The following is an 18,810-nucleotide window of genomic DNA, read 5'->3' as shown; positions in this document are numbered from 1 at the left end:
GCGCATGTCAGGCCGCCATGGCGGGGGGCGTGGGGTCGTCCTTGGTGAGGTCCACGACCGTCCGCCCGGTCAGGTCCTCCAGGAGCCGGGCCGGATGGCGTACCAGGTGGGCGGTGGCTTCGGCGACGCGGGCGGCGTCCTCGTCGGCGACATAGGGGGTGCGGATGCGGATGAAGCCGGGTCGGCCGTGCTGGGACATGACCGCGACACCGACGTACGCGGGGTCCTGAAGAAGGACCGGGCTCGCGTCGGGCCACTCGCGGATGTCGTCGCCGAGCGCGGCCACGGCGGCGTCAGCGGTCTTCTGCGCGAAGGACAGGCCGACCGGGCAGACATCGCGGATGAAGGTGGGGATGGCGTCTCCGGTGGTCTTCTGCGTGGTGAGCAGCGTCAGGAAGCCGACGGAGCGGCCCTTTTTCACCAGGTCCTCCGTGAGCCGGGCGTTCTCCGCCGCCAACGCCGCGAGCTTCTTCGTGGCCTGGTCGGAGCCCTTGTGGTCGCGGAAGTAGGTGTGGGCCTCGTCGATGATGACGACGATCAGGGGCCAGTCAGCCGACGGGCCGACGTGCCACATGTTCTTCGTTCCCAGCACCTTGCGGATGCTCGCGGAGCGGGCGCGGCGCAGCTCCACCAGCTCCTTGAGGAGCTTGTTTGCTTCCTCCAGGTCATCCCCGCAGAACGCGAACGCCCGCTGTACGAGGTCGGCGTAGTCGCCCTCGTAGGCGTGGGACACCTTCCCGTCGAAGAAGACGAACTGCACGGCCGACGAGGGCGCCCAGTCACACACCAGCCGGTTCACACACGAGGTCTTCCCGAAGCCCGGCAGACCGCCGATAGCCACTCCGGGCACTTCCTTGAGGGGCACGAAGACGGGCATGCCGAACTCGTCCACCCCCAGGTCCCACTTCGCGTACTCCTCAGGCGGGCGGCCGGTGGGCGTGTGAACGGTCGGTGTGATCAGCGGATCCACGCGCACCCCGCGCAGCATGACGTGTCCGGGCTTGTCCCCCGGCAGCGCGGACACGCGGGTCATACGCCAGGCATCCGCCAGGTAGGGGGCCGCCTTCTGGTACTCGGCCAGGCCGACGCCCGGCAGACAGCCTGCCCGCGCGATCACCCCGAACGCGTCATGCGTGACCTTCAGCGCGGGGACCAGGACGCGAGGCTTCACGGGCTTGCCGTCCGTGCTCGCCAGCGAGGCCAGCGGGGTCGGCATCTTGTCCGTGGCGCACAGCTTCAGCATCTGTGCGAGCCGCTTCCACGTCCGCCGCACCCGCACGGCCTGCCGGATGGATTGCCGTGTCATGGCGTCGGCCCGCAGGTAACGCACCACCCACCACACCGACCAGCCGATCAGCACGACCAGAGCCACGCTGACGACCAGGGGGGCGTAGCCGAAGACCCCTCCGGTCGGATCGTTGTCCTTCATGTGTTGCTCTCCTGATAGTTGTAGAGGAAGGCAGCGAGGGCCATTTCGAGCGCCGCCTGATCCGGGGTGGCGCGGCATGGCAAGCCGTAGCCGACGAGCACGGCCGCCACCGAGTTGCTGAGGGAGTTACTGAGCCGGGCATCCGGCCCGGCGTGAGGCAGTGGGTAGCCGCACTTGACGCCGGACCGGAACGCATAACCGCTCACGCCGCCTCAGCGACCGAGGCCGGGCCGCCGATCAGGTCCAGGCGGTCCGCGCGGTAGGCGATGCCGTCCGACAGCGACCCGTTGAAGATTCGGGCCCACGGAGTGGCGAACAGCTCCACTGGCATGACCGGCACACCCGGCTTGAGGCCGTTGGGAAGACCGGTCTCCGGAACCGTGATCTTCAGCGCCTCGGCGCGGTCCTCCTCCATGAAGAAGAGGGTGACCGTGAACAGCTTCGCGCCGGTCTCACGGTCGGTCGCGAACTGGGTCTTCTCGGCGTCCGCATACTTCGGCACCGGCAGGTTGCCGACCATGAACGACGCGGACGGGAGCAGCCCAACACGGATACGAGCCATCGGTGTTGTGTCCTTTCGGTAGGCGCTCCGCCGAGTGGCGGGGCACGACCTATAGAACCTCGCTCACCTAGCACTGTCAAGTCACAAGGGTGAGCTAGGCACAAGCCGACGCAGTTCAGCTATGTCAGCGGGGTGTGCTAGGGGAGCTAAGGGTCGCTACCCTTGGGGCATGACTCCCGCGCCAGAGAAGAAGCAGGATCGCCGGCCGCCGTACCAACACGCAGCCGACGAGCTCAGGCGCGACATCAAGCAAGGCCGCTTCAAGCCGGGCGAGCAGATGCCGTCCGTCCGTGAGCTTCAGGAGCGCTTCGGTGTAGCCAACATGACCGCACGAAGCGCGCTGAACGTGCTGCGGGACGAAGGGCTGATCTACACCATCCATGGCCGGGGTAGCTTCGTCGCCGACGTCGCCGACGGTACGGGCGAGTTCACCATCGACTACAACCCGCCCGCCTGGTACCTGGCCAAGAAGGACAAGGAAGGGCCGGACGAAGAGGCCGAGGAGAAGGAGCCCGGTAGCGAATCCACCGGGTCCACCCTCATCAAACTGCTGGCCGACCTACGCGACGAGATCCGAGCACTCAGCGCGGAGCACCAAGAGTTGCGTCGGGAAGTCGAGGCCCTGAAGAAGGCCCAGCAACCGCCGCCGTCCTGATCGCCGCACTCCTGAGCCGAGCGACCTCCTGTCGCATTTGCGTTGCTTCATGGCTGAGTCTCGTCACCGTGGCCCTCATCTCGCGGACCAGTGCGACCACCTCTGCCGCCTCCCGGCCGTGAACAGTGATCAGCTCCCTTTCTGAGTCGCGTATCTGCTCGGTCATGTCTCCCCGTTCGCTGCGGTGCCGTTGTCCTGTTGCGCCAGCCGCCGAGGACTTGCCCGAAGGCTTGCCCGGCGGTCATCCTTCGCCGGATCAGGGCTTGCCCGTGCCGCTTGGCAAGCCGTAATCGCGGCCGTTGCTAGGTCTATCTGCCGGACCGGACACCTACGTGGTGTGCGGCGCAGCGCTCCCGCGGGGCGGGCAGAATCCGACCTTTGGAATCCTCTGCATCCCGCCGGGCGGGAACCGGTGTCTCTCTGCGCCCACATCGCTCGTCCTTCCAGTCGCCGCCAGGAGCGTTAATGGTCCGGAGAATCGCCGGTTTGGGTATCCGGCGATGGTCGGCTACGTTCTGCCGCCGCCCCTTGGGGGATCGCCTATAGAGGTGTCGAACTCCGCATCGGTGTGACGTCCCGCTTCTCTGGCCCACGGCACTCCCCCTTCTCCAGCTCTGTGGCCGGGGTGGATCTCTGGCTCATCTGCTACAGGTGTCGGAAAGTTCGCCGGTGTGACAGTCGCTCGGAAGAAAACAGTTCAGCGCTCACTGCCGACCATCCCCCGACCGAGATCACGAAGAGGTCACGGGATGACGGGGAATGCCCCGACCAAGCCCGCAATGGCATCCTGCAAGCTCTGGCCTGTGGATAAAGTTTCGGCGACCGCGAGAGCGAACTGGTATGAAAGCGGATCTATCGGGCTCAACGCGGCGCACGGACCGACGACCATGTGAATAGTCGAGGTCAGTGCATGCCGCGCGCCCGGTCAGTAGCCCAGCGCAGCGGAGCTGTTCAGAGTTTCTTTACTGGATCAAGGCGGCCCGCCTGCGGCGGGCCGCGCGCGCTGGCGGCCCAGGGCCGCCGCCGCTCCATGTCTCCGCCACCGCTCCGGCGGCCCCCACCCGCTCAGCGCGCAGCACCGCCAAGGCGGTTTACCAGGCCAGGAGGAAACCCGACCGCTCCGAGCACCAGGACCAGGCCGACACCGACCAAGCGTGACCACACCGGCCAACCGGCCGCCGCTCCAAGCCGGATCGGCCGCAGAGCCGCAGGCAGTGCCCATGCGTCATGCAACGCTGACAACGCTTCGGCCGGAATGGGACCGAGGACCGTGACGCATCGAAGAAGCGTGGTCGAGGCCGGCGGGTGGTTGCTGGAAACACACGTGACGGGTGCTCGTTCGGCGCACCCGCCGTCGTGGCTGGCTTTCGGTGGCTCAGGTCAGAACTCCTCTCCAACGCGACAACGAGGAACCGAGGTTCGAACAACACCCGTATACGGGCACGCCAACCGCCCCGGTACCATCGGCACCGGGGTCCTGACCAGGGATTCCGCGACCGGGCCACCCCGAATGCTGTCCAGGCCGAGGGGTGGTCCGGTCTTCTGCTTGTGGGTCTACGGCTCAGCTCAGGGCTTTGCCGACCTCGTAGATCGTGGGCCTGTCTTCGGGCGCCGGGCTGAGCATGGCGTCGATAAGTTCGCCCAGCTCGCCATGCACCTTCACAGGCCGGCGCTTGCCACTCGCGACGGCTCGCCTCTGCTCGGGGCGCGGTGCATCGTCCGGGTACTCGACGGCCCGCCAGCCCGTGGCGGAAATGAGCAGGGACGCGCCGAGCGCATAGATATCGGCTTCTTGCGTAGGCTCCGCCTCTCCGGTCGCAAGCACGCTGCGCGCGATCTCCGGCGCCTCGTAGTGGACGAGGCAGCCGCGGAACGGGAAGTCGTATCCCTCGGGGACATGTCCGCCGCGCGCCAAGGCCAGGTCGATGAGGTGCGTGCGATCCGGGCCGATGATGAAGTGTGCGGGCTGCACGTCGCCGTGGGCCCAGCCCTTGTGGTGCAACTCGGCCAGCGCCCCTACACAGCCGAGAGCCGCACTGGTGTGAGGTTCCATACGAGAGCCCGGCTCACGACAGGGCTTCCACAGCTCGTACAGGTCGGGCCCTTCGTGCCACGGCTGAAAGTTCCAGGTGCCCAGCTCCCACTCGCCGTACGCGAAGTCATCGAGGCCGAGTCGGTACAGCACGGCCCCTTCGCGTGCGGGGGCGAGTGCCGGCCAGGGCTGGGCGGGCCAGTCGGCCGTAGCCTCGATCGGGTAACCGACCTTCACGGCGTACTGCCCCCGATGGCTCTCGACCTTCCAGACCATCGAACCCCGACGATTGACGACCAGGCGCTGAGCCTTGGGCATCAGTGCGTCGAGCACGACGATCGGCAGTTCAGGGGGTGTCCCGGACAACGTCTGTTCTCCTTCCGGGCAACGCGGCCGACCTCGCATCGAGACCGGCCGCGTCGCTGGTGTCGTGTCGCTACGCCTGGCCGTACGGACGGCCGCAGTCCGCGTCGCACTGCGCGAGGTTCGTGCCGTCCACGGTCCAGAGGCCGTCGAAGACCATGAACCCGGCCGCCTTCATCGCGTGCGCGGACGCGGCGACCTTCTTCGGGTCACGGGGCCCTCCGCCCGGCATGGGGTTGTGGTGGAGGAAGCGGCCGGCGTACCGGTCGCAGAGCGCGGCGTACTCCTTCGTGTGCAGGATGAGCGCGTGCAGACCGAGGTCCACATCGTCGGACGGGACCATGGAGACGGTTGCGGTCGAGGCGGTGACCACGAAGGCCACCGCCTGGTCCGCGATCCGCTCGGCCCGTTCGCGGGACTGCCCGTTGTGGACGATCACGAAGTGGGTGAGGCTGTCGAACAGCTCCTCACCAGCCACCGCGCGACCGGTCTTCTGGTCGTTGGCCGTTGCCGTCATGCGAATACTCCTTGAGCGTCGCTGTGCTCTGGCACTTGCGCCTGCATCGGTCGCCGAGGCACGGCCTATGGCGACCGGGGGATGGAAGGCCGACCCCGAACGGGGAAGGGGGAGCCAGGGAAGGTGGCACCCCGTTCGGGGCGGCCGGTCTACTGGCTGGTACCGAGGGCCATGCCGATCACCAGGCCACACGATCCGCTGATCATGATGATTAACAGGACCCCGGCATACCGGCCGATGGCGCGCATCACAGGCCGTACCGGCTGTTGCCGTTCTTGATGGCCAGGCGGGCGCTCAGTTCTTCCCGCGCGGTTAGGGTCACCACGTTGTCCGGCAGGGCATCCCACTCCACGCCGCCGCCGACGGGCCTTATCTGCACCCGGGCGCCGACCTCGCCCATGACGACGCCGATACGTCCACTGGCAGTGTCCTTCGCCAGTTCCCCGATGCCTGGTCTGGTCTGCTGGTTGCTCGCCATGCGGACGAGCATCCTGCCGCTCATCAGGACGTCGGAACCTCCGACAAACCCCACTTCGGGACGTCCCGCGTCAGGTAGAACGTCCCTAGTGCCGTCCCCAGGTGTTAGGAGAGATTGGGATGCCGAACGAGAGGCTACGTGCTGCCATGGCGGTCGGCGGCTGGACGTACGCCGCCCTCGCGGACAGGGTGGAAGTCGATCCCAAGTCCGTCGAACGATGGGTCAATTTGGGGCGTACGCCGCGTCGTGCCACGGCCATGCTGGCAGCGGAAACACTAGGAGAAGACGTGCACGCTCTATGGCCCGCGCTCCGGCAGGCACGTCCTGCCCGCGCTGTCAGTCCGGAACTTGTGGCCCTCTACGGCCAGCGGGCGGACATCCCCGTGTCCACCTTCGTGGACATGCTGACCCAGGCGCGCGAGCGCATCGACGTGCTGGTGTACGCCGCCGTATTCCTGCACGAGGCGTACCCGCGGCTCAACGACTTGTTGCGAGAGCGAGCGGACGACGGGTGTGCGGTCCGTATCGCGATCGGCGACCCGGACAGTACGAATGTCCAACAGCGCGGCGCAGAGGAGAGGTTCGGCCACGGCATCGAGTCCCGTTGCCGACTCGCCCTCATGCACTACCGCCCGCTTGCCGGGGTACCTGGCATCGAGGTGCGCACCCATGCCACCACGCTCTACAACTCGATCTATCGTGCGGATGACCAAGCACTGGTCAATGCTCATGTCTGGGGCGTGAACGCCTACGGTGCTCCCGTGTGGCATCTCCGGCGCAGCGGAAAGGGCGGCATGTTCGACACCTACGCCAGCAGCTTCGACGCGGTGTGGGAGACCGCGACGCCGGTACGAGAAGGGTGACCATGGCACGGACCGAGTACTACGACGACCCAGCGGCACCAGAGCCGAACAGCCTGGTGGTCGCCGCGTCCGCCGTGGTCACCGACGGCGACGGGCGCATTCTCCTTCAGCGCCGACGGGACAACGATCTCTGGGCGCTGCCAGGTGGCGGCATGGAGATGACCGACTCACTCCCGGGAACGGCCGTCCGGGAAGTGAAGGAAGAAACCGGTCTGGACGTAGAGATCACTGGGCTTGTGGGCACGTACACCGACCCTCGCCATGTCATCGCCTACTCGGACGGTGAGGTGCGCAGGCAGTTCAACGTCTGCTTCACCGCCCGCGCGGTCGGGGGCCGGCTCGCGATCTCGGACGAGTCCACGGAGCTGCGGTTCGTCCAGCCGGAGGAGATTGATCAGCTGCCGATGCACCACACGCAGCGGCTCCGGATCCGTCACTTCCTGGAACACCGTGAGCGGCCCTATCTCGGTTGACCTCGAAGAGGCTCAGGAGAAGACCTGGCTGAGCGCGCCGGCCAGGGCAGCCGCGAGCGTGAGTACGGTGGCGAACGTGGTGGCAGCCCTCATGACGGCCGTGGGGTAGGTGGCGCCGTCCAGGCGGGCGAGCTTGCCTGCACCGGCGGCGGCTAGCAGCGCGACGATGACCACAAACGCGATGGTGAGCAGAACAGTGGCGAGGCCGGACACGACAAGCTCCTTTACTTGACTGGCTATTGATGTGTCTGGACTGTCGCGGAACGGCTGTGTGGCGGGGTGCGGCTGGACAAAGATGAACACTGGCGAACACACCAGTCTGGGGGGCAAGTGCACGAACCTGAGCAGGAGCGGAACGCAGCGCTTGTTGAACTGCAGACGAGGTTGGCAGACGGGCTGGCTCGCACGCGGCTGACCAAAACTCAGCTGGCCACCCAGGCGAGATTGAGTCGCACGACGGTGCAGATGGCTTTTCAACCCGATGCGATCGCCGCACCATCAGCACAGACGGTCGTGGCCTTGGCACGGGTGTTGCGACTGCCGGAGAAGGAGTTGTTGGATCTTCGAAGGGTTGCGACCGAAGAGCCCGGCCCAATCTGCGGTACTGATGAGGGCCCAGGCAAACCGATCAGCGACTGGGACCCTCATGATTTGGAGGTCCATCCTGCCGGCCCTGCTATCACTTGGGGCCGTTCTAAGGGTCTGACGCACCTGTCCGGCTACGTTATGCGGGATCACGATCGGATTCTTGCGGAGGCGGTCCGAGATGCGACTGAAGGCCGCAGCCGGATGGTTGTCCTGGTCGGGTCATCCTCAACAGGCAAGACGAGGGCTTGTTGGGAAGCTGTTCAGCCACTGGCGAGCAGGGGATGGCGGCTATGGCATCCCTTCGACCCGACTCGGAGCGAGGCCGCACTTGAGGGGCTGCAACGAGTGCGCCCCTGCACCGTGGTATGGCTCAACGAGGCGCAGCATTACCTGGGCAATCCTGGTCTGGGAGAGCGGGTCGCAGCTGCCATCCACAGCCTGCTCACTGAACCGGCGCGGGGGCCCATTCTCGTGTTGGGTACTCTTTGGCCTGAGTTCGCCGACGAATACACGGATTTGACCTCGCCGGGTCAAAGAGACCGGTACAGCAGAGTGCGGGAGTTGCTGGCGGGGCGGACACTGACGGTTCCGGATTCTTTCGACGAGCAGGCGTTGCAAGCCGCGGCTTCTCTTGCGGAAAACGGTGATCAGCTGTTGGCTGATGCCCTGACAAGGGCAATTGCTGGCGGACGGTTAGCTCAGGATCTCGCCGGAGCCCCCGAACTGCTGCGGCGCTACGAACAGGGCACTCCGGCTGCCAAGGCCTTGCTGGAGGCAGCAATGGACGGGCGCCGCCTCGGTATTGGTTTGCATCTGCCCCAGAGCTTCCTCATCGATGCTGCTAGTGGCTATCTGAGCGATGGAAATTTTGATCAGCTCACGGAAGACTGGGCGGAATCATCCTTCGCCGATCTCGCCCGTCCAGTTCACGGCAAACAGGCACCTCTGCGCCGTACTGGTGCCCGCCCCGATCGGCGTCCTCCTGGCAGCCCTCCCGGCGCACCACAAGACCCTTCGACCGGTCCTATGTTCCGGCTTGCGGACTACCTTGAGCAACATGGACGCAAGACACGTCGAACTAAATGCCCGCCCGACTCTTTTTGGCACGCGGCCTTTACTCACTTGGCCCACGCCGAAGACCTCAACGATCTGGCGGAATCCGCTCTGGATCGACATCGCCTCCGATGGGCTTATCATCTGCACCAGCGGGCCGCTGACCTCGGAGACCCGAGCGCGTTGGTGTACATGGGGCGCATGCAGGAAAGCTTTGGTCGCGACGAGGAAGCAGTAGCGCTTTTTCGGCAGGCTGCAGAATCAGGTTATAGCGATGCTTTGCTTGAACTTGCCTTCATTCATAAGAAATGCGGAGCTAAGCGGGAAGCTTATTCACTTTTTCGTCTGGCGGCCGACGCTGGGAATATGCGTGCGGTGATCCATCTAGTGCTCAATTTGGTGGACGATGGTGACTGGGAGGGGGCCGAAGCTGTGGCGTTGTCGGCCCTGGCTGGTGGCTATCCTTTGGCCCTATACCTCCTGGCGGAGCAGCGGGAGCGAGTTGGGGACTCCGCTGGCGCCACATCCATGTATCGCCGGGCTGCTGATGCTGGTGAATCCCGAGCTCTGGTGGCCTTGGTCCGGTTGCGGCGACAGGCCGGAGACGGGGAGGGCGCCGAGGCATTGGAGAAGCAAGTGGTAGATGCTGGAAAGCCCCATGAGCTGTACTCACTAGCGGTGCTGCGGGATGCCCTCGGAGAGTCGGCCGCAGCCATGGCCCTGATCCGCCAAGCTGTGGGCGTCGGTGATTTTTCCGCAATATTTCCGCTCGTCGCTATGCGGTTGCATGCCGGTGATCGAGAGGGCGCTGAAGCATTGGTCACCATGGCTGCAGATGATGGCGATGCAATGGCGCTGACGTACCTCGCCCAGCTGCGCGACGACAGCGGAGACTGGGCAGAGGCCGAAGAATTGGCCCGGAGAGCGGCAGATGGTGGCGACACCGTTGCCTTGTGCCTCCTTGCGACACGTCGAGAGGAGGCGGGGGACTTTGAAGCGGCCGAGACTCTTTATCGTCAGGCGATCGAGGTTGGTGACGAGAGTGCCCTGGCTAAACTGGCTCGGCGGCGGGAGAAGGCTGGCGACCAGCAGGGGGCAGACGCCTACTATCAGCAGGCAGCTGACGCGGGCAAAGCTCAGCATTTGCAACTAGGTGCTCGATGGCCGCATGGGCTGGATGCAGACGGCCTGCCTACAGCACCCTGGCTGTGACTGCCCAGCTCGAGAGTGACGGCAACGCTGACGGCAACGGCGGCACACGGACGCGCAGGCTCGCGCACCCAGGCCATCAGAGTGGGAAGCCGCTGGTACGCCCCGTGGCCTGCTGCCCGATCCTACGGATCAGAAGGTTGCAGGTTCGAATCCTGCCGAGTGCACAGCAGACCGGAAGCCCTGTGGAGAGATCCACGGGGCTTCCGGCTTTTGTGGTTTGTGCAACCTTTGGCGCGCGTTGCCGGTCTGAGGCGGCGGTTGGATCACTCCCGTTCGCCCGTCCGGCAGAGGAGCGCCGTGCCGAGTCGTATGTCCCGCAACGCCCTGCGGGCGAGCGCCATCGCCCTCGCGGTGGGGCTGCTGTCCCTGGGCGCGCCGTCCGCCGGTCGGGCGGCCGAGGCCGGGCTGTCGCTGGAGTTCGTCCACGACCTGGGTGACAAGCCGGTCCGGGTGGAGCCGTACGAGGGGGAACTCGGCGGCCGCGCGTCCCTGACGGCGCGCAGCACCGGCTCGCGGGAGCTGACGGACTTCACCGTGACGGTCGACGCCACGGCCCTCGAAGGGCAGATGAAGCTGTCGGGTGACCCGTCGGCCTGCGTGGAGAAGCAGCCCCTGGTCCTCGTGTGCGATGGCAGGGAACTGCACGGGGGCGAGCCGCTGAGGCCGGGCGATCTGCTGGACGGGCCCTCCTTGGACTTCACGGCTCTCGCGGCGGCGAAGCCCGGTTTCACCGGCGAGGTGAAGGTCTTCGGCGAGGCGGGCGGCGCGCGGCTCGGGCAGACGGTGTTCAAGGCCGCCGTGAAGGACGTCGGTCCGGTCATCGACCAGGGCCGCGACTTCAGCACCACGACGAGGCCGGGCACGACAGTGCACCCCGTGGTCGGCTTCACGCACTACAGCGCCCGGCCGCTGAAGGGCGTCTACGTGGACATCACCCTGTCCCAGGGGCTGTCGCACACGGAGGAGTTCAGCAACTGCGAGTACGGCAAGCGGGATGACTACGGCGTGGAGGCACGCTGCTATGTGCAGACGCCCGTCGAACCGGGCGGCTCCTACGACTTCGACCAGCTCTCGCTGAAGGTCGGCGGCAGCGCGCTGCACGATTCGTGGCGCCTGTACGTGCGCGAGGCGGCCGGGAGATCCTCGTCGCCGCTCACCGGCGTCCACCGCGGCACCGGGCGCGAGCTGAAGCTGGTCCCGCGGGCCGGCGGTCCCGGAACGATGGAGTTCGGGGAGGCGCGCGGCGGCGTCGAGGTGGCGAACTCCATGGACTTCGCGGCGGTGGGGGACACGGTCGACGGCAAGGCCGGACAGGTGGTGAAGGTGGAACTGGGCGCGCGGAACATCGGGCCCGCCACCATCGCGAACTCCATGGGTGAACCCGGCGAGGGCGTCACCTCCTACATCGACGTGAAGCTCCCGGCCGGGACGACGGCGGTGAAGGCCCCGGACCTGTGCAGCCCCTGGAACGGGTCCGGCGACGGCAAGCCCGGCGCCAAGCGCTACACGTGCCGCCAGGACTACGAGGGCGACTTCTACTTCGACGCGGGACAGGTCACGCCGTTCGTCTTCGAACTGCGCATCGACGAGCCGGGTGCCCTCGCCCCCGGTTCGATCAGGGTGTCGCGCCCGCTTGAGGACAATAAGGCCGAGAACAACACCGCGCCGATCACGGTGACGGTCGACGGCAGGACGGGCGGTGGCCCGGGGCCGGGCGGCACGGGCCCGCTGCCGTGGTACTCGGCGGCGGCCGTGGCCCTGGCGGCCGGTGCCACGCTGTTCACGGTGGCCCGGCGCCGCAAGGCGAATCGACGTGGACTCGATGTCGGCGACCGCTGAAGGTCGTGAGTTCGAATCCTGCCGAGCGCACACAGACGAGAGGCCCTGGAGAGATCCGGGGCCTCTCTCCAGGGGGCCGTGGGTCAGCCGGGGAGGTCGCCGGTGTAGCGGTAGATGTTTCCGGCCGCGTTCACTCCCCACACGTTGGTCCTGGATCCCGCCGTGATCCGCACCAGCGCGCCGCTGATCTGCTTCCAGTCGGCCATGCCGCCGACTCCTTTCCGCTTGGAAATGCTGCGGAGGGACGCTCCCCAAAAGCCATGTTTGTGGAGGTGGTTGCCGACGTGGGCTGGTCTGGTATCCCTGCGGAGATCCACAGGACGGCCTGAACCGCGTTCATCCGTGTGGGTCGGCCGGGTGGAGGGTGTTGACGGGTGGGGCTGAGTAGTCGTACTCATGCGCTCGTCCTGCCCGCGCGGGCAGGGTGACGGGTATGGATCTGCCTGTCGCTCCGCCGGCCTTCGACGCGACCACCGGTCCCGGGCGCCGCCGCCACACCGATCCGGGGGCCGACATCGGGGCCGGATGCGGTCTCGTGTTCCTTGAGCTGATCCTCCTCGTGGGCATCTTCTGGCTCTGGTACCTGTCCGTGTTCAACCTCGACCCGGCCAGGACCGTCACCGCCGACCCGTTGTGGAAGTACCTGGCCGCCGTCGGCGGAGTCGGGGTGTTCGCCGTCGTGGCGACCGTGATCGCCGCGCGGGCCGGGGCCGTCGTGACGGTGGTCACGCAGACCATCATGGCCGTCCTGATCTGCGTCGTCATCGTCGGCGGGGCCGCGGTGCAGTCGCACCAGGATCAGCGGTGCCGTGACCTGCCGACGGCGTCCGGCTGCAAGGACGGCGGCCGAGACGGCGACTGAGACGGCGGCGGGGTGGAGGTTGAGACGGCGGGGCCGGCTCAGGCGATCGTCCGGGCCGCCTCGGGCGCCCGCGCGAGCACCAGGAAGTACGAGCAGCCCGCGAGCAGGCAGACGCCCGCGGCGGTCGCCAGCAGCGCGGGGGCGTGCTGAGGCCGGAGGAAGAGGCCGACCGAGAAGCTCAGGAACAGGGACGCGTTCAGGATCCAGTTGAAGGCGGCCCAGGCGTGCGGCTGGCCCTCGGCCGGGACGCCCGACCAGATGACGCGGGTGAGGAGGAGGTTGAACACGCCGTTTCCGATGCCGCCGAGGGCGAAGGTGACGGCCGCGCACCAGAAGGGGAGGCCGAGGCTGGGGAGGCCGACGGCCAGGGCCACCAGGACGTCGGCCAGCGGGAGGAAGGCCCGGACGCCCGTGACCCGCCGGGGAGTCACCGCCGCCGCGATCATGGACGCCACGGCCCAGCAGGCCAGCACCACGCCGAGCCCGTGCGCGTCGTACTCCGGCGTCCGGGCCAGCATGAAGGGGCCCGACACGCCCTCCAGGCTGGTGGTGAGCAGCATGGCGGTCACGCAGAGGAGGCCGAGGGTCCCGAACGCGCCGGGTGCCACCAGGCGGCGGAAACCCGCGGTGGCGCTACGGCGCCCCGGCGCGTCGTCCTCCGGGACCCGCGGCGACCAGGCCACGGTCAGCACCAGCAGGAAGGTGAGGGCGTTCAGCGCGAAGGCCGACGCCGTGCCGGACACGGTCACCAGCACACCGGCCAGCCCCATGCCCGCGGCACCGGCCCCCGCCTTCGACACCCCCCACCACCTGGCCAGTTCGGCCTGCCGCCCGTCGCTGAGCGCGTGCAGGAGCGAGCGGGAGAACGGCATCGTCAGGGCTTCGCAGGACGCGGCGACCAGGACGCAGCCCAGGACGGCGATCCGGTGGTCCGCCATCGTGGCGGCGCCGGCGAACGCCGCCACCTGCCCGGTCAGCCCGGCCCGCCACGCCGTCCGCGAGCGGATCCACCCCCGGGAGCTGACGAGCGGGGTCAGCACCAGGACGGGGACCGTCTGGGCGGCCAGTACGGCGGCGAGGAACGTCGTCGAACCCGCCCGCACCGCGATCAGGGCGTAGGCCACCTGGACCAGCCTGTCCCCGAACTCCGAGGCCGCCAGGGCGAGAAGAAGCCTGACGAGCCCGGCCGGGCGGACGGCGGATCGGCCTGACAACGCTGGTGCCTCCCATGCCCATGCCCATGCTCATGTCCATCTCCGTGCCCATGCCCATGCCGTGCCCGTGCCCGGAGAGACGACAGGGGAGGCTATCCCGCGCCCCGCCGGCAACGCTCGGAATTTCCGGTCGGCCCGGACTGACCGGGGTCAGCACTCCTCCGTCGGGTCGCCGAAGTTGAGCTTCTCCAGGTACTCGTGCGCGATGGCCGTGGAGCGGGTGAACCAGTCGGTGATGACGGCCAGTTGGTCCGGGGTGTAGTCGGTGAGCAGGGCCGCGAGGCGTCGGTGGTGGCCCGCGTACATCGCCTGGACGCGGGTGACCGCCTCCGGTACGGCGGCCACCCGCACCCGGCGGCGGTCCGTGGGGTCGGGGCGGCGGGTGACGTATCCGGCACGTTCGAGGCGGTTCAGGATGCCGGTCACCGCGCCGGTGGTGACGTGTGCGCGGGCGGCGAGGTCGCCGGCCGTGAGCAGGTCCTCGCCCGCCCGCCGGACGAAGGTGAAGCAGACCAGATCGGTGACGGTCAGGCCCAGGCGCCGGGCCAGTTCCTGCTGTCCGATCAGGTGGGCGTCGATGAGGTGGTCCATCGCCGACAGGGCCTCGGCCGGGGTGGCCGACGGGTGGGGTGTGCCCTGCATCTGTCCAATTCCCCTTAGTCCGTGAGATATTCGAGCCATGAATGCCTTAGTCAGTGAGAGAGTTTCGTCGGTCTCGTCCCTGGAGGCTGCCCCATGAGTCTGTACGACGAAGGCCACACGATCGCCGGCTGGACCGGCTTCGGTGTCGCGGCGGTGGGCGGTTGTGCGGTGGGGCTCGGGGTGTGCGCGGTCTCGCTCCCGTTGATCGTCGGCGGACTCGTCCTCGCGGCGGTGAGCGTCCCGGTGACCTGGGTCCTGCATCTGGCCGGCTGGGGCAAGCCGCCGGGGGTGCGGCCCAGGGGCCAGTGGCCGCTGCGGGTCCGCGACGCACAGGCCCGGCAGGGGCACACGGGATGCCTCAGCTGCCGGCTGGCGGGACGGGGGCGAGGGGCCGCCGAGGTGACCGTGCCCGCCGCGCCGCGGGATGGCGAATCGATTCCCTTGACCTCAGCCGTCGAGTGAACGACCTGTCGAGCGAACGACCCGTCGAGTGAAGGTGCACCTCGGCGGGCGCCCGCCGACGGATCGCTGACCCGCGGATCTCGTCGCCCAGGGCACTTGTCACACCCGCCCCCTACCCTCACGGGTGATGGCACGGATGTGGAGATGTTCAGGGCTTCGCTGGTCCGGCGACGGCTTCGTGCTCGCCTGGGAGGGCGGGCGGACCAGTACGCCGGCGTGGGGGCAGCGGGTGGGCTTCGCCGTGCCGGAGGGGAGCGGGCGGACCTGTGTGGGGGCGCGGGGGCACGCCTGTCCGGCGCGGGCGGCGGTGCCGGGGCGCGGCACGGGCGCCCGGTGTGAGGAGTGCGCGCGGCTCGACCGGGCGCACTCCGTGGCCGCCGACACGATGGCCGATGACCCGCGGCCGTACCGCGTCTACCTCGCCTGGTTCGGGCCGGGCATGGTCAAGGTCGGCATCACGGCCGTCGAGCGGGGGCCGGCCCGGCTGCTGGAGCAGGGGGCGGTCTGTTTCAGCTGGCTCGGCACCGGTCCCCTGATGGCGGCCCGGCGTACCGAGGAGTTGCTGCGGGCCGCGCTGGGGGTGCCGGACCGGATCGCGTACACCGAGAAACGCGCGGTCCGGGCGAAGTTGCCCGAGGCGGAGGAGGAGCGCGCGGCCGAGGTGCGGGAGCTGCACCTGCGGGCCGTCGCGCTCGCCCGGTGGCCGGAGTCCCTGCGGCCCGAGCCCTGTGACGTCGTCGACCATGTACGGGCCTTCGGGCTCGAAGACGTACCGGCCGCTTTCGGCGAGGTGGCCGAGCTCGTCCCCGGTGGTGCCGTGAGCGGGGAACTGGTCGCGGCCGCCGGGCCTGATCTCCATCTGGCGGTGCCGGGGCGCGGGGTCGTCGTGCTCGACACCCGGCTGATGCGGGGGTGGGGGATCGTGCCCTCGGCGGGGGAGGGCGGCGGACTCGCCCTGCCAGTGCGGGAGTTCCCCCGGGAGCAGGAGGGCCTGTTCTGAGGGGCCGCCCAGGCGTTGCCTGAGTGGGAGCTGTGCGTTTCTCAGGAAAAACCAAGACTGGTGAAACACTCTTCTCAGAGGGCCCCGACAGTGTGGCCGCCATGACCACGACCTCGCCCCAGGGGCGCACCGAACTGCTGAGGCCGGACGGGAGCCCCGTTCGCGTGCTGGTGGTCGACGACGAGACGTCGATCACCGAACTGCTGAGCATGGCCCTGCGCTACGAGGGCTGGCAGATCAGAAGCGCGACGGACGGGCAGGGGGCCCTCCAGGCGGCCCGCGAGTTCCGGCCCGACGCCGTCGTCCTCGACATGATGCTGCCGGACATGGACGGGCTGGCCGTCCTCGGGCGGCTGCGCCGCGAACTGCCGGACGTGCCCGTCCTGTTCCTGACCGCCAAGGACGCGGTGGAGGACCGGATCGCCGGACTCACCGCCGGTGGCGACGACTACGTGACCAAGCCGTTCAGCCTGGAGGAGGTCGTCGCCCGGCTGCGCGGGCTGATCCGCAGGTCCGGGGCGACCGACCGGCGGTCCGAGTCCGTGCTGGTCGTGGGCGACCTCACCCTGGACGAGGACAGCCACGAGGTGACGCGGGGCGGCGACTCCATCCACCTCACCGCCACCGAGTTCGAGCTGCTGCGCTTCCTCATGCGCAACCCGCGGCGCGTGCTCAGCAAGGCGCAGATCCTGGACCGCGTCTGGTCGTACGACTTCGGCGGGCAGGCCAACGTGGTCGAGCTGTACATCTCCTACCTGCGCCGGAAGATCGACGCCGGGCGCGACCCCATGATCCACACGCGCCGCGGCGCCGGGTACCTGATCAAGCCCGCCGTGTGATGAACGGACCCCTCCGGCCTCGACCGGCCCCCCGGTCGAGCCCGGTACGCGGGCCCCTCCTCTCCCTCCGGTCCCTCCTCTCCCCCCGCTCTCCCCGCACCCTGCGCACCCGCCTCGTGGTCGTCTCCGTCGTGCTGATCGCCGTCGTCTGCGCGGTGATCGGCACCGTGACCACCCTGGCCCTGCGCTCGCACCTGTACGCGCAGCTCGACGGCCGGCTGGACGAGGTCGGCAAGCGCGCCTCCGGCGCCTTCGCCCCGCCGGGGCCGGGCAAGGGGCCCGGCATGCCCGGCGGCGGACAGGCGCCCCCGGGCATCGAACTGGACCAGTTCGTCGCCCTGGGTCCGCAGCCGCAGTACACGGTCGTGGCCGAGGCGAGCGACGGCACCGCCACCGAGGGCAAGGTGGGCCGCAAGGCGAAGTCCACGCCGTACACCAGCGCCCAGGACCTCGACGGGGCCCAGCTCGCGGCCCTCGGCACCGTGCCCGAGGACGGCCGCGCGCACACCCTCGGCCTCCCCGGCCTCGGCAGCTACCGGGCCCAGTACGTCACCGGGCCCAACGGCTCCTTCTACGTGGGCATTCCGACCGAGGACACCGACGGCATCATCAACACCCTGATCCTGGTCGAGGTCTGCGTCACCGCCGCCGGGCTGCTCGCCGCCTGCCTCGCCGGAACCGTCATCGTCGGCGTCGCCACCCGGCCGCTGCGCCGGGTCGCCGCCACCGCCACCCGCGTCTCCGAGCTGCCGCTGCACACCGGCGAGGTGAACCTCAGCGAGCGTGTCCCGGACGCCGAGTGCGATCCGCACACCGAGGTCGGGCAGGTCGGCGCCGCGCTGAACCGGATGCTCGACCACGTGCACGGCGCCCTGGAGGCCCGGCAGCAGAGCGAGACGCGGGTACGGCAGTTCGTCGCCGACGCCAGCCATGAACTGCGCACCCCCCTCGCCTCCATCCGCGGCTACGCCGAACTGACCCGGCGCGGCCGCGAACAGGTCGGGCCCGACACCCGGCACGCCCTCGGACGGATCGAGTCCGAGGCCGGGCGGATGACCCTGCTGGTGGAGGACCTGCTGCTGCTCGCCCGCCTGGACGCGGGCCGGCCGCTGGAGTTCGGGCGGACCGACCTGGTGCCGCTCGTCGTGGACACCGTCAGCGATGTCCGCGCGGCCGGCCGGGACCACGACTGGCGGCTCGCCCTGCCCGAGGAACCCGCGCTGGTCCGCGCGGACTCCGCCCGGCTCCAGCAGGTCCTGGTCAACCTGCTGGCCAACGCCCAGCGTCACACCCCGCCCGGTACGACCGTCACCGCGCGGGTGCGTCGGGAGGGGCCGTGGCTGTGCGCGGACGTCGAGGACGACGGGCCCGGCATCCCGGCCGAGTTGCTGCCGCATGTCTTCGAGCGGTTCGCCCGGGGGGACTCGGCCCGGTCGCGGGCCACCGGATCCACCGGGCTCGGACTCGCCATCGTGCAGGCCGTCGTCGCGGCGCACGGCGGCGAGGTGAGCGTGGAAAGCGCCCCCGGCCGGACGGTGTTCACCGTGCGCCTGCCCGCACTCGGCATCAGCCTCGTCAGCCCCACCGGGCCCGACACCCCCACCGGTTCCGGCATCCCCACCGGTTCCGGCATCCCCACCGGTTCCAACGCCCCTGCGCGCGCCGCCGATCCGCACTCACAGCCGCACCACAGCACCACCACATCGGTGCGACAGGCCCCTTGACAA

The 18,810-nt window shown here is 68.8% G+C and carries 20 protein-coding genes; 10 read left to right on the top strand and 10 right to left on the bottom strand.

Annotated elements, in window-relative coordinates:
• Nucleotides 1-7: 7 nt before the first annotated feature.
• Genes AB0927_RS08235 through AB0927_RS08225 form a run of 3 tightly spaced genes read right to left on the bottom strand, consistent with a single transcriptional unit; the run spans nucleotide 8 to nucleotide 1,991 of the window.
• On the bottom strand, nucleotides 8-1,429 hold the full coding sequence (locus AB0927_RS08235) for an FtsK/SpoIIIE domain-containing protein (RefSeq protein ID WP_366666712.1): 1,422 nt from the start codon (nucleotides 1,427-1,429) through the stop codon (nucleotides 8-10).
• The gene (locus AB0927_RS08230) at nucleotides 1,426-1,635 is read right to left on the bottom strand and encodes a hypothetical protein (protein ID WP_366666711.1); all 210 of its coding nucleotides are present in this window, start codon (nucleotides 1,633-1,635) and stop codon (nucleotides 1,426-1,428) included. The genes AB0927_RS08235 and AB0927_RS08230 overlap by 4 nt, the downstream gene beginning before the upstream one ends.
• Nucleotides 1,632-1,991: a hypothetical protein gene (locus AB0927_RS08225; RefSeq protein ID WP_366666710.1), complete on the bottom strand. Its 360-nt coding sequence runs from the start codon at nucleotides 1,989-1,991 to the stop codon at nucleotides 1,632-1,634. Before AB0927_RS08225 ends, AB0927_RS08230 begins: the two co-directional genes overlap by 4 nt.
• A 169-nt stretch (nucleotides 1,992-2,160) precedes the next feature.
• Here AB0927_RS08225 and AB0927_RS08220 point away from each other — a divergent pair, with 169 nt between their 5' ends.
• Nucleotides 2,161-2,646, top strand: coding sequence for a GntR family transcriptional regulator (locus AB0927_RS08220; RefSeq protein ID WP_366666709.1), 486 nt, complete (start codon nucleotides 2,161-2,163; stop codon nucleotides 2,644-2,646).
• Nucleotides 2,647-4,207: 1,561 nt separating this feature from the next.
• On the opposite strand, the gene AB0927_RS08215 is transcribed toward AB0927_RS08220, so the two are convergent.
• The 3 genes from AB0927_RS08215 to AB0927_RS08205 all read right to left on the bottom strand — a co-directional run bounded on the left by AB0927_RS08215 (nucleotide 4,208) and on the right by AB0927_RS08205 (nucleotide 6,048).
• The gene (locus AB0927_RS08215; protein WP_366666708.1) at nucleotides 4,208-5,044 is read right to left on the bottom strand and encodes a protein kinase; all 837 of its coding nucleotides are present in this window, start codon (nucleotides 5,042-5,044) and stop codon (nucleotides 4,208-4,210) included.
• A 70-nt stretch (nucleotides 5,045-5,114) separates the two neighbouring features.
• Nucleotides 5,115-5,558 carry a hypothetical protein gene (locus AB0927_RS08210; RefSeq protein WP_366666707.1) on the bottom strand — a complete coding sequence of 148 codons (444 nt, stop codon included), beginning with the start codon at nucleotides 5,556-5,558 and terminating at the stop codon, nucleotides 5,115-5,117.
• Between the two features lie 247 nt (nucleotides 5,559-5,805).
• The gene (locus AB0927_RS08205; RefSeq protein ID WP_366666892.1) at nucleotides 5,806-6,048 is read right to left on the bottom strand and encodes a hypothetical protein; all 243 of its coding nucleotides are present in this window, start codon (nucleotides 6,046-6,048) and stop codon (nucleotides 5,806-5,808) included.
• A 107-nt stretch (nucleotides 6,049-6,155) separates the two neighbouring features.
• On the opposite strand from AB0927_RS08205, the gene AB0927_RS08200 reads away from it, so the two are divergent.
• Together AB0927_RS08200 and AB0927_RS08195 are read left to right on the top strand one after the other, a co-directional pair.
• Complete coding sequence (locus AB0927_RS08200) at nucleotides 6,156-6,899, top strand: XRE family transcriptional regulator (protein ID WP_366666706.1); 744 nt, start codon at nucleotides 6,156-6,158, stop codon at nucleotides 6,897-6,899.
• A gap of 2 nt (nucleotides 6,900-6,901) precedes the next feature.
• The gene (locus AB0927_RS08195) at nucleotides 6,902-7,372 is read left to right on the top strand and encodes an NUDIX domain-containing protein (protein ID WP_366666705.1); all 471 of its coding nucleotides are present in this window, start codon (nucleotides 6,902-6,904) and stop codon (nucleotides 7,370-7,372) included.
• Nucleotides 7,373-7,384: 12 nt separating this feature from the next.
• Here the strand turns inward: AB0927_RS08195 and AB0927_RS08190 are convergent, their stop codons facing one another.
• Entirely contained in the window at nucleotides 7,385-7,585 is a 201-nt protein-coding gene (locus AB0927_RS08190) for a hypothetical protein (protein WP_366666704.1), read from the bottom strand.
• A 117-nt stretch (nucleotides 7,586-7,702) separates the two neighbouring features.
• Between AB0927_RS08190 and AB0927_RS08185 the strand changes: the two genes are divergently transcribed.
• Both AB0927_RS08185 and AB0927_RS08180 read left to right on the top strand, forming a co-directional pair.
• Nucleotides 7,703-10,225, top strand: a complete 2,523-nt coding sequence (locus AB0927_RS08185; RefSeq protein ID WP_366666703.1) for a hypothetical protein — start codon at nucleotides 7,703-7,705, stop codon at nucleotides 10,223-10,225.
• Nucleotides 10,226-10,522: 297 nt separating this feature from the next.
• Nucleotides 10,523-12,064, top strand: coding sequence for a hypothetical protein (locus AB0927_RS08180; protein WP_366666702.1), 1,542 nt, complete (start codon nucleotides 10,523-10,525; stop codon nucleotides 12,062-12,064).
• An 83-nt stretch (nucleotides 12,065-12,147) separates the two neighbouring features.
• Here AB0927_RS08180 and AB0927_RS08175 read toward each other — a convergent pair whose 3' ends face one another.
• On the bottom strand, nucleotides 12,148-12,270 hold the full coding sequence (locus AB0927_RS08175) for a tectonin domain-containing protein (protein WP_366666701.1): 123 nt from the start codon (nucleotides 12,268-12,270) through the stop codon (nucleotides 12,148-12,150).
• 227 nt (nucleotides 12,271-12,497) lie between these two features.
• On the opposite strand from AB0927_RS08175, the gene AB0927_RS08170 reads away from it, so the two are divergent.
• Entirely contained in the window at nucleotides 12,498-12,926 is a 429-nt protein-coding gene (locus AB0927_RS08170; protein ID WP_366666700.1) for a DUF6234 family protein, read from the top strand.
• Nucleotides 12,927-12,964: 38 nt separating this feature from the next.
• Here the strand turns inward: AB0927_RS08170 and AB0927_RS08165 are convergent, their stop codons facing one another.
• Together AB0927_RS08165 and AB0927_RS08160 are read right to left on the bottom strand one after the other, a co-directional pair.
• Nucleotides 12,965-14,140 carry a hypothetical protein gene (locus tag AB0927_RS08165; protein WP_366666699.1) on the bottom strand — a complete coding sequence of 392 codons (1,176 nt, stop codon included), beginning with the start codon at nucleotides 14,138-14,140 and terminating at the stop codon, nucleotides 12,965-12,967.
• Between the two features lie 150 nt (nucleotides 14,141-14,290).
• Complete coding sequence (locus AB0927_RS08160) at nucleotides 14,291-14,782, bottom strand: MarR family transcriptional regulator (RefSeq protein WP_366666698.1); 492 nt, start codon at nucleotides 14,780-14,782, stop codon at nucleotides 14,291-14,293.
• A gap of 93 nt (nucleotides 14,783-14,875) precedes the next feature.
• Here AB0927_RS08160 and AB0927_RS08155 point away from each other — a divergent pair, with 93 nt between their 5' ends.
• From AB0927_RS08155 to AB0927_RS08140, 4 genes are all read left to right on the top strand, one after another.
• On the top strand, nucleotides 14,876-15,244 hold the full coding sequence (locus tag AB0927_RS08155) for an HGxxPAAW family protein (RefSeq protein ID WP_366666697.1): 369 nt from the start codon (nucleotides 14,876-14,878) through the stop codon (nucleotides 15,242-15,244).
• A gap of 127 nt (nucleotides 15,245-15,371) precedes the next feature.
• Complete coding sequence (locus tag AB0927_RS08150; RefSeq protein WP_366666696.1) at nucleotides 15,372-16,244, top strand: DUF2797 domain-containing protein; 873 nt, start codon at nucleotides 15,372-15,374, stop codon at nucleotides 16,242-16,244.
• A 101-nt stretch (nucleotides 16,245-16,345) separates the two neighbouring features.
• On the top strand, nucleotides 16,346-17,083 hold the full coding sequence (locus tag AB0927_RS08145; protein ID WP_366666695.1) for a response regulator transcription factor: 738 nt from the start codon (nucleotides 16,346-16,348) through the stop codon (nucleotides 17,081-17,083).
• On the top strand, nucleotides 17,083-18,807 hold the full coding sequence (locus AB0927_RS08140) for a HAMP domain-containing sensor histidine kinase (protein WP_366666694.1): 1,725 nt from the start codon (nucleotides 17,083-17,085) through the stop codon (nucleotides 18,805-18,807). The genes AB0927_RS08145 and AB0927_RS08140 overlap by 1 nt, the downstream gene beginning before the upstream one ends.
• The last annotated feature ends 3 nt before the right edge of the window (nucleotides 18,808-18,810 follow it).

This window comes from Streptomyces sp. NPDC048106, from assembly GCF_040706415.1.
Lineage (GTDB): Bacteria > Actinomycetota > Actinomycetes > Streptomycetales > Streptomycetaceae > Streptomyces.
Note: the sequence above shows the minus strand (reverse complement) of the source record. Positions and strands in the feature narration are given on the sequence as shown.

Coding starts and splice junctions, on each gene's coding strand:
- AB0927_RS08235 (WP_366666712.1), bottom strand. CDS start 1,429: ATGAAGGACAACGATCCGACCGGAGGGGTCTTCGGCTACGCCCCCCTG.
- AB0927_RS08225 (WP_366666710.1), bottom strand. CDS start 1,991: ATGGCTCGTATCCGTGTTGGGCTGCTCCCGTCCGCGTCGTTCATGGTC.
- AB0927_RS08220 (WP_366666709.1), top strand. CDS start 2,161: ATGACTCCCGCGCCAGAGAAGAAGCAGGATCGCCGGCCGCCGTACCAA.
- AB0927_RS08210 (WP_366666707.1), bottom strand. CDS start 5,558: ATGACGGCAACGGCCAACGACCAGAAGACCGGTCGCGCGGTGGCTGGT.
- AB0927_RS08205 (WP_366666892.1), bottom strand. CDS start 6,048: ATGCTCGTCCGCATGGCGAGCAACCAGCAGACCAGACCAGGCATCGGG.
- AB0927_RS08200 (WP_366666706.1), top strand. CDS start 6,156: ATGCCGAACGAGAGGCTACGTGCTGCCATGGCGGTCGGCGGCTGGACG.
- AB0927_RS08195 (WP_366666705.1), top strand. CDS start 6,902: ATGGCACGGACCGAGTACTACGACGACCCAGCGGCACCAGAGCCGAAC.
- AB0927_RS08175 (WP_366666701.1), bottom strand. CDS start 12,270: ATGGCCGACTGGAAGCAGATCAGCGGCGCGCTGGTGCGGATCACGGCG.
- AB0927_RS08170 (WP_366666700.1), top strand. CDS start 12,498: ATGGATCTGCCTGTCGCTCCGCCGGCCTTCGACGCGACCACCGGTCCC.
- AB0927_RS08160 (WP_366666698.1), bottom strand. CDS start 14,782: ATGCAGGGCACACCCCACCCGTCGGCCACCCCGGCCGAGGCCCTGTCG.
- AB0927_RS08155 (WP_366666697.1), top strand. CDS start 14,876: ATGAGTCTGTACGACGAAGGCCACACGATCGCCGGCTGGACCGGCTTC.
- AB0927_RS08150 (WP_366666696.1), top strand. CDS start 15,372: ATGGCACGGATGTGGAGATGTTCAGGGCTTCGCTGGTCCGGCGACGGC.
- AB0927_RS08145 (WP_366666695.1), top strand. CDS start 16,346: ATGACCACGACCTCGCCCCAGGGGCGCACCGAACTGCTGAGGCCGGAC.
- AB0927_RS08140 (WP_366666694.1), top strand. CDS start 17,083: ATGAACGGACCCCTCCGGCCTCGACCGGCCCCCCGGTCGAGCCCGGTA.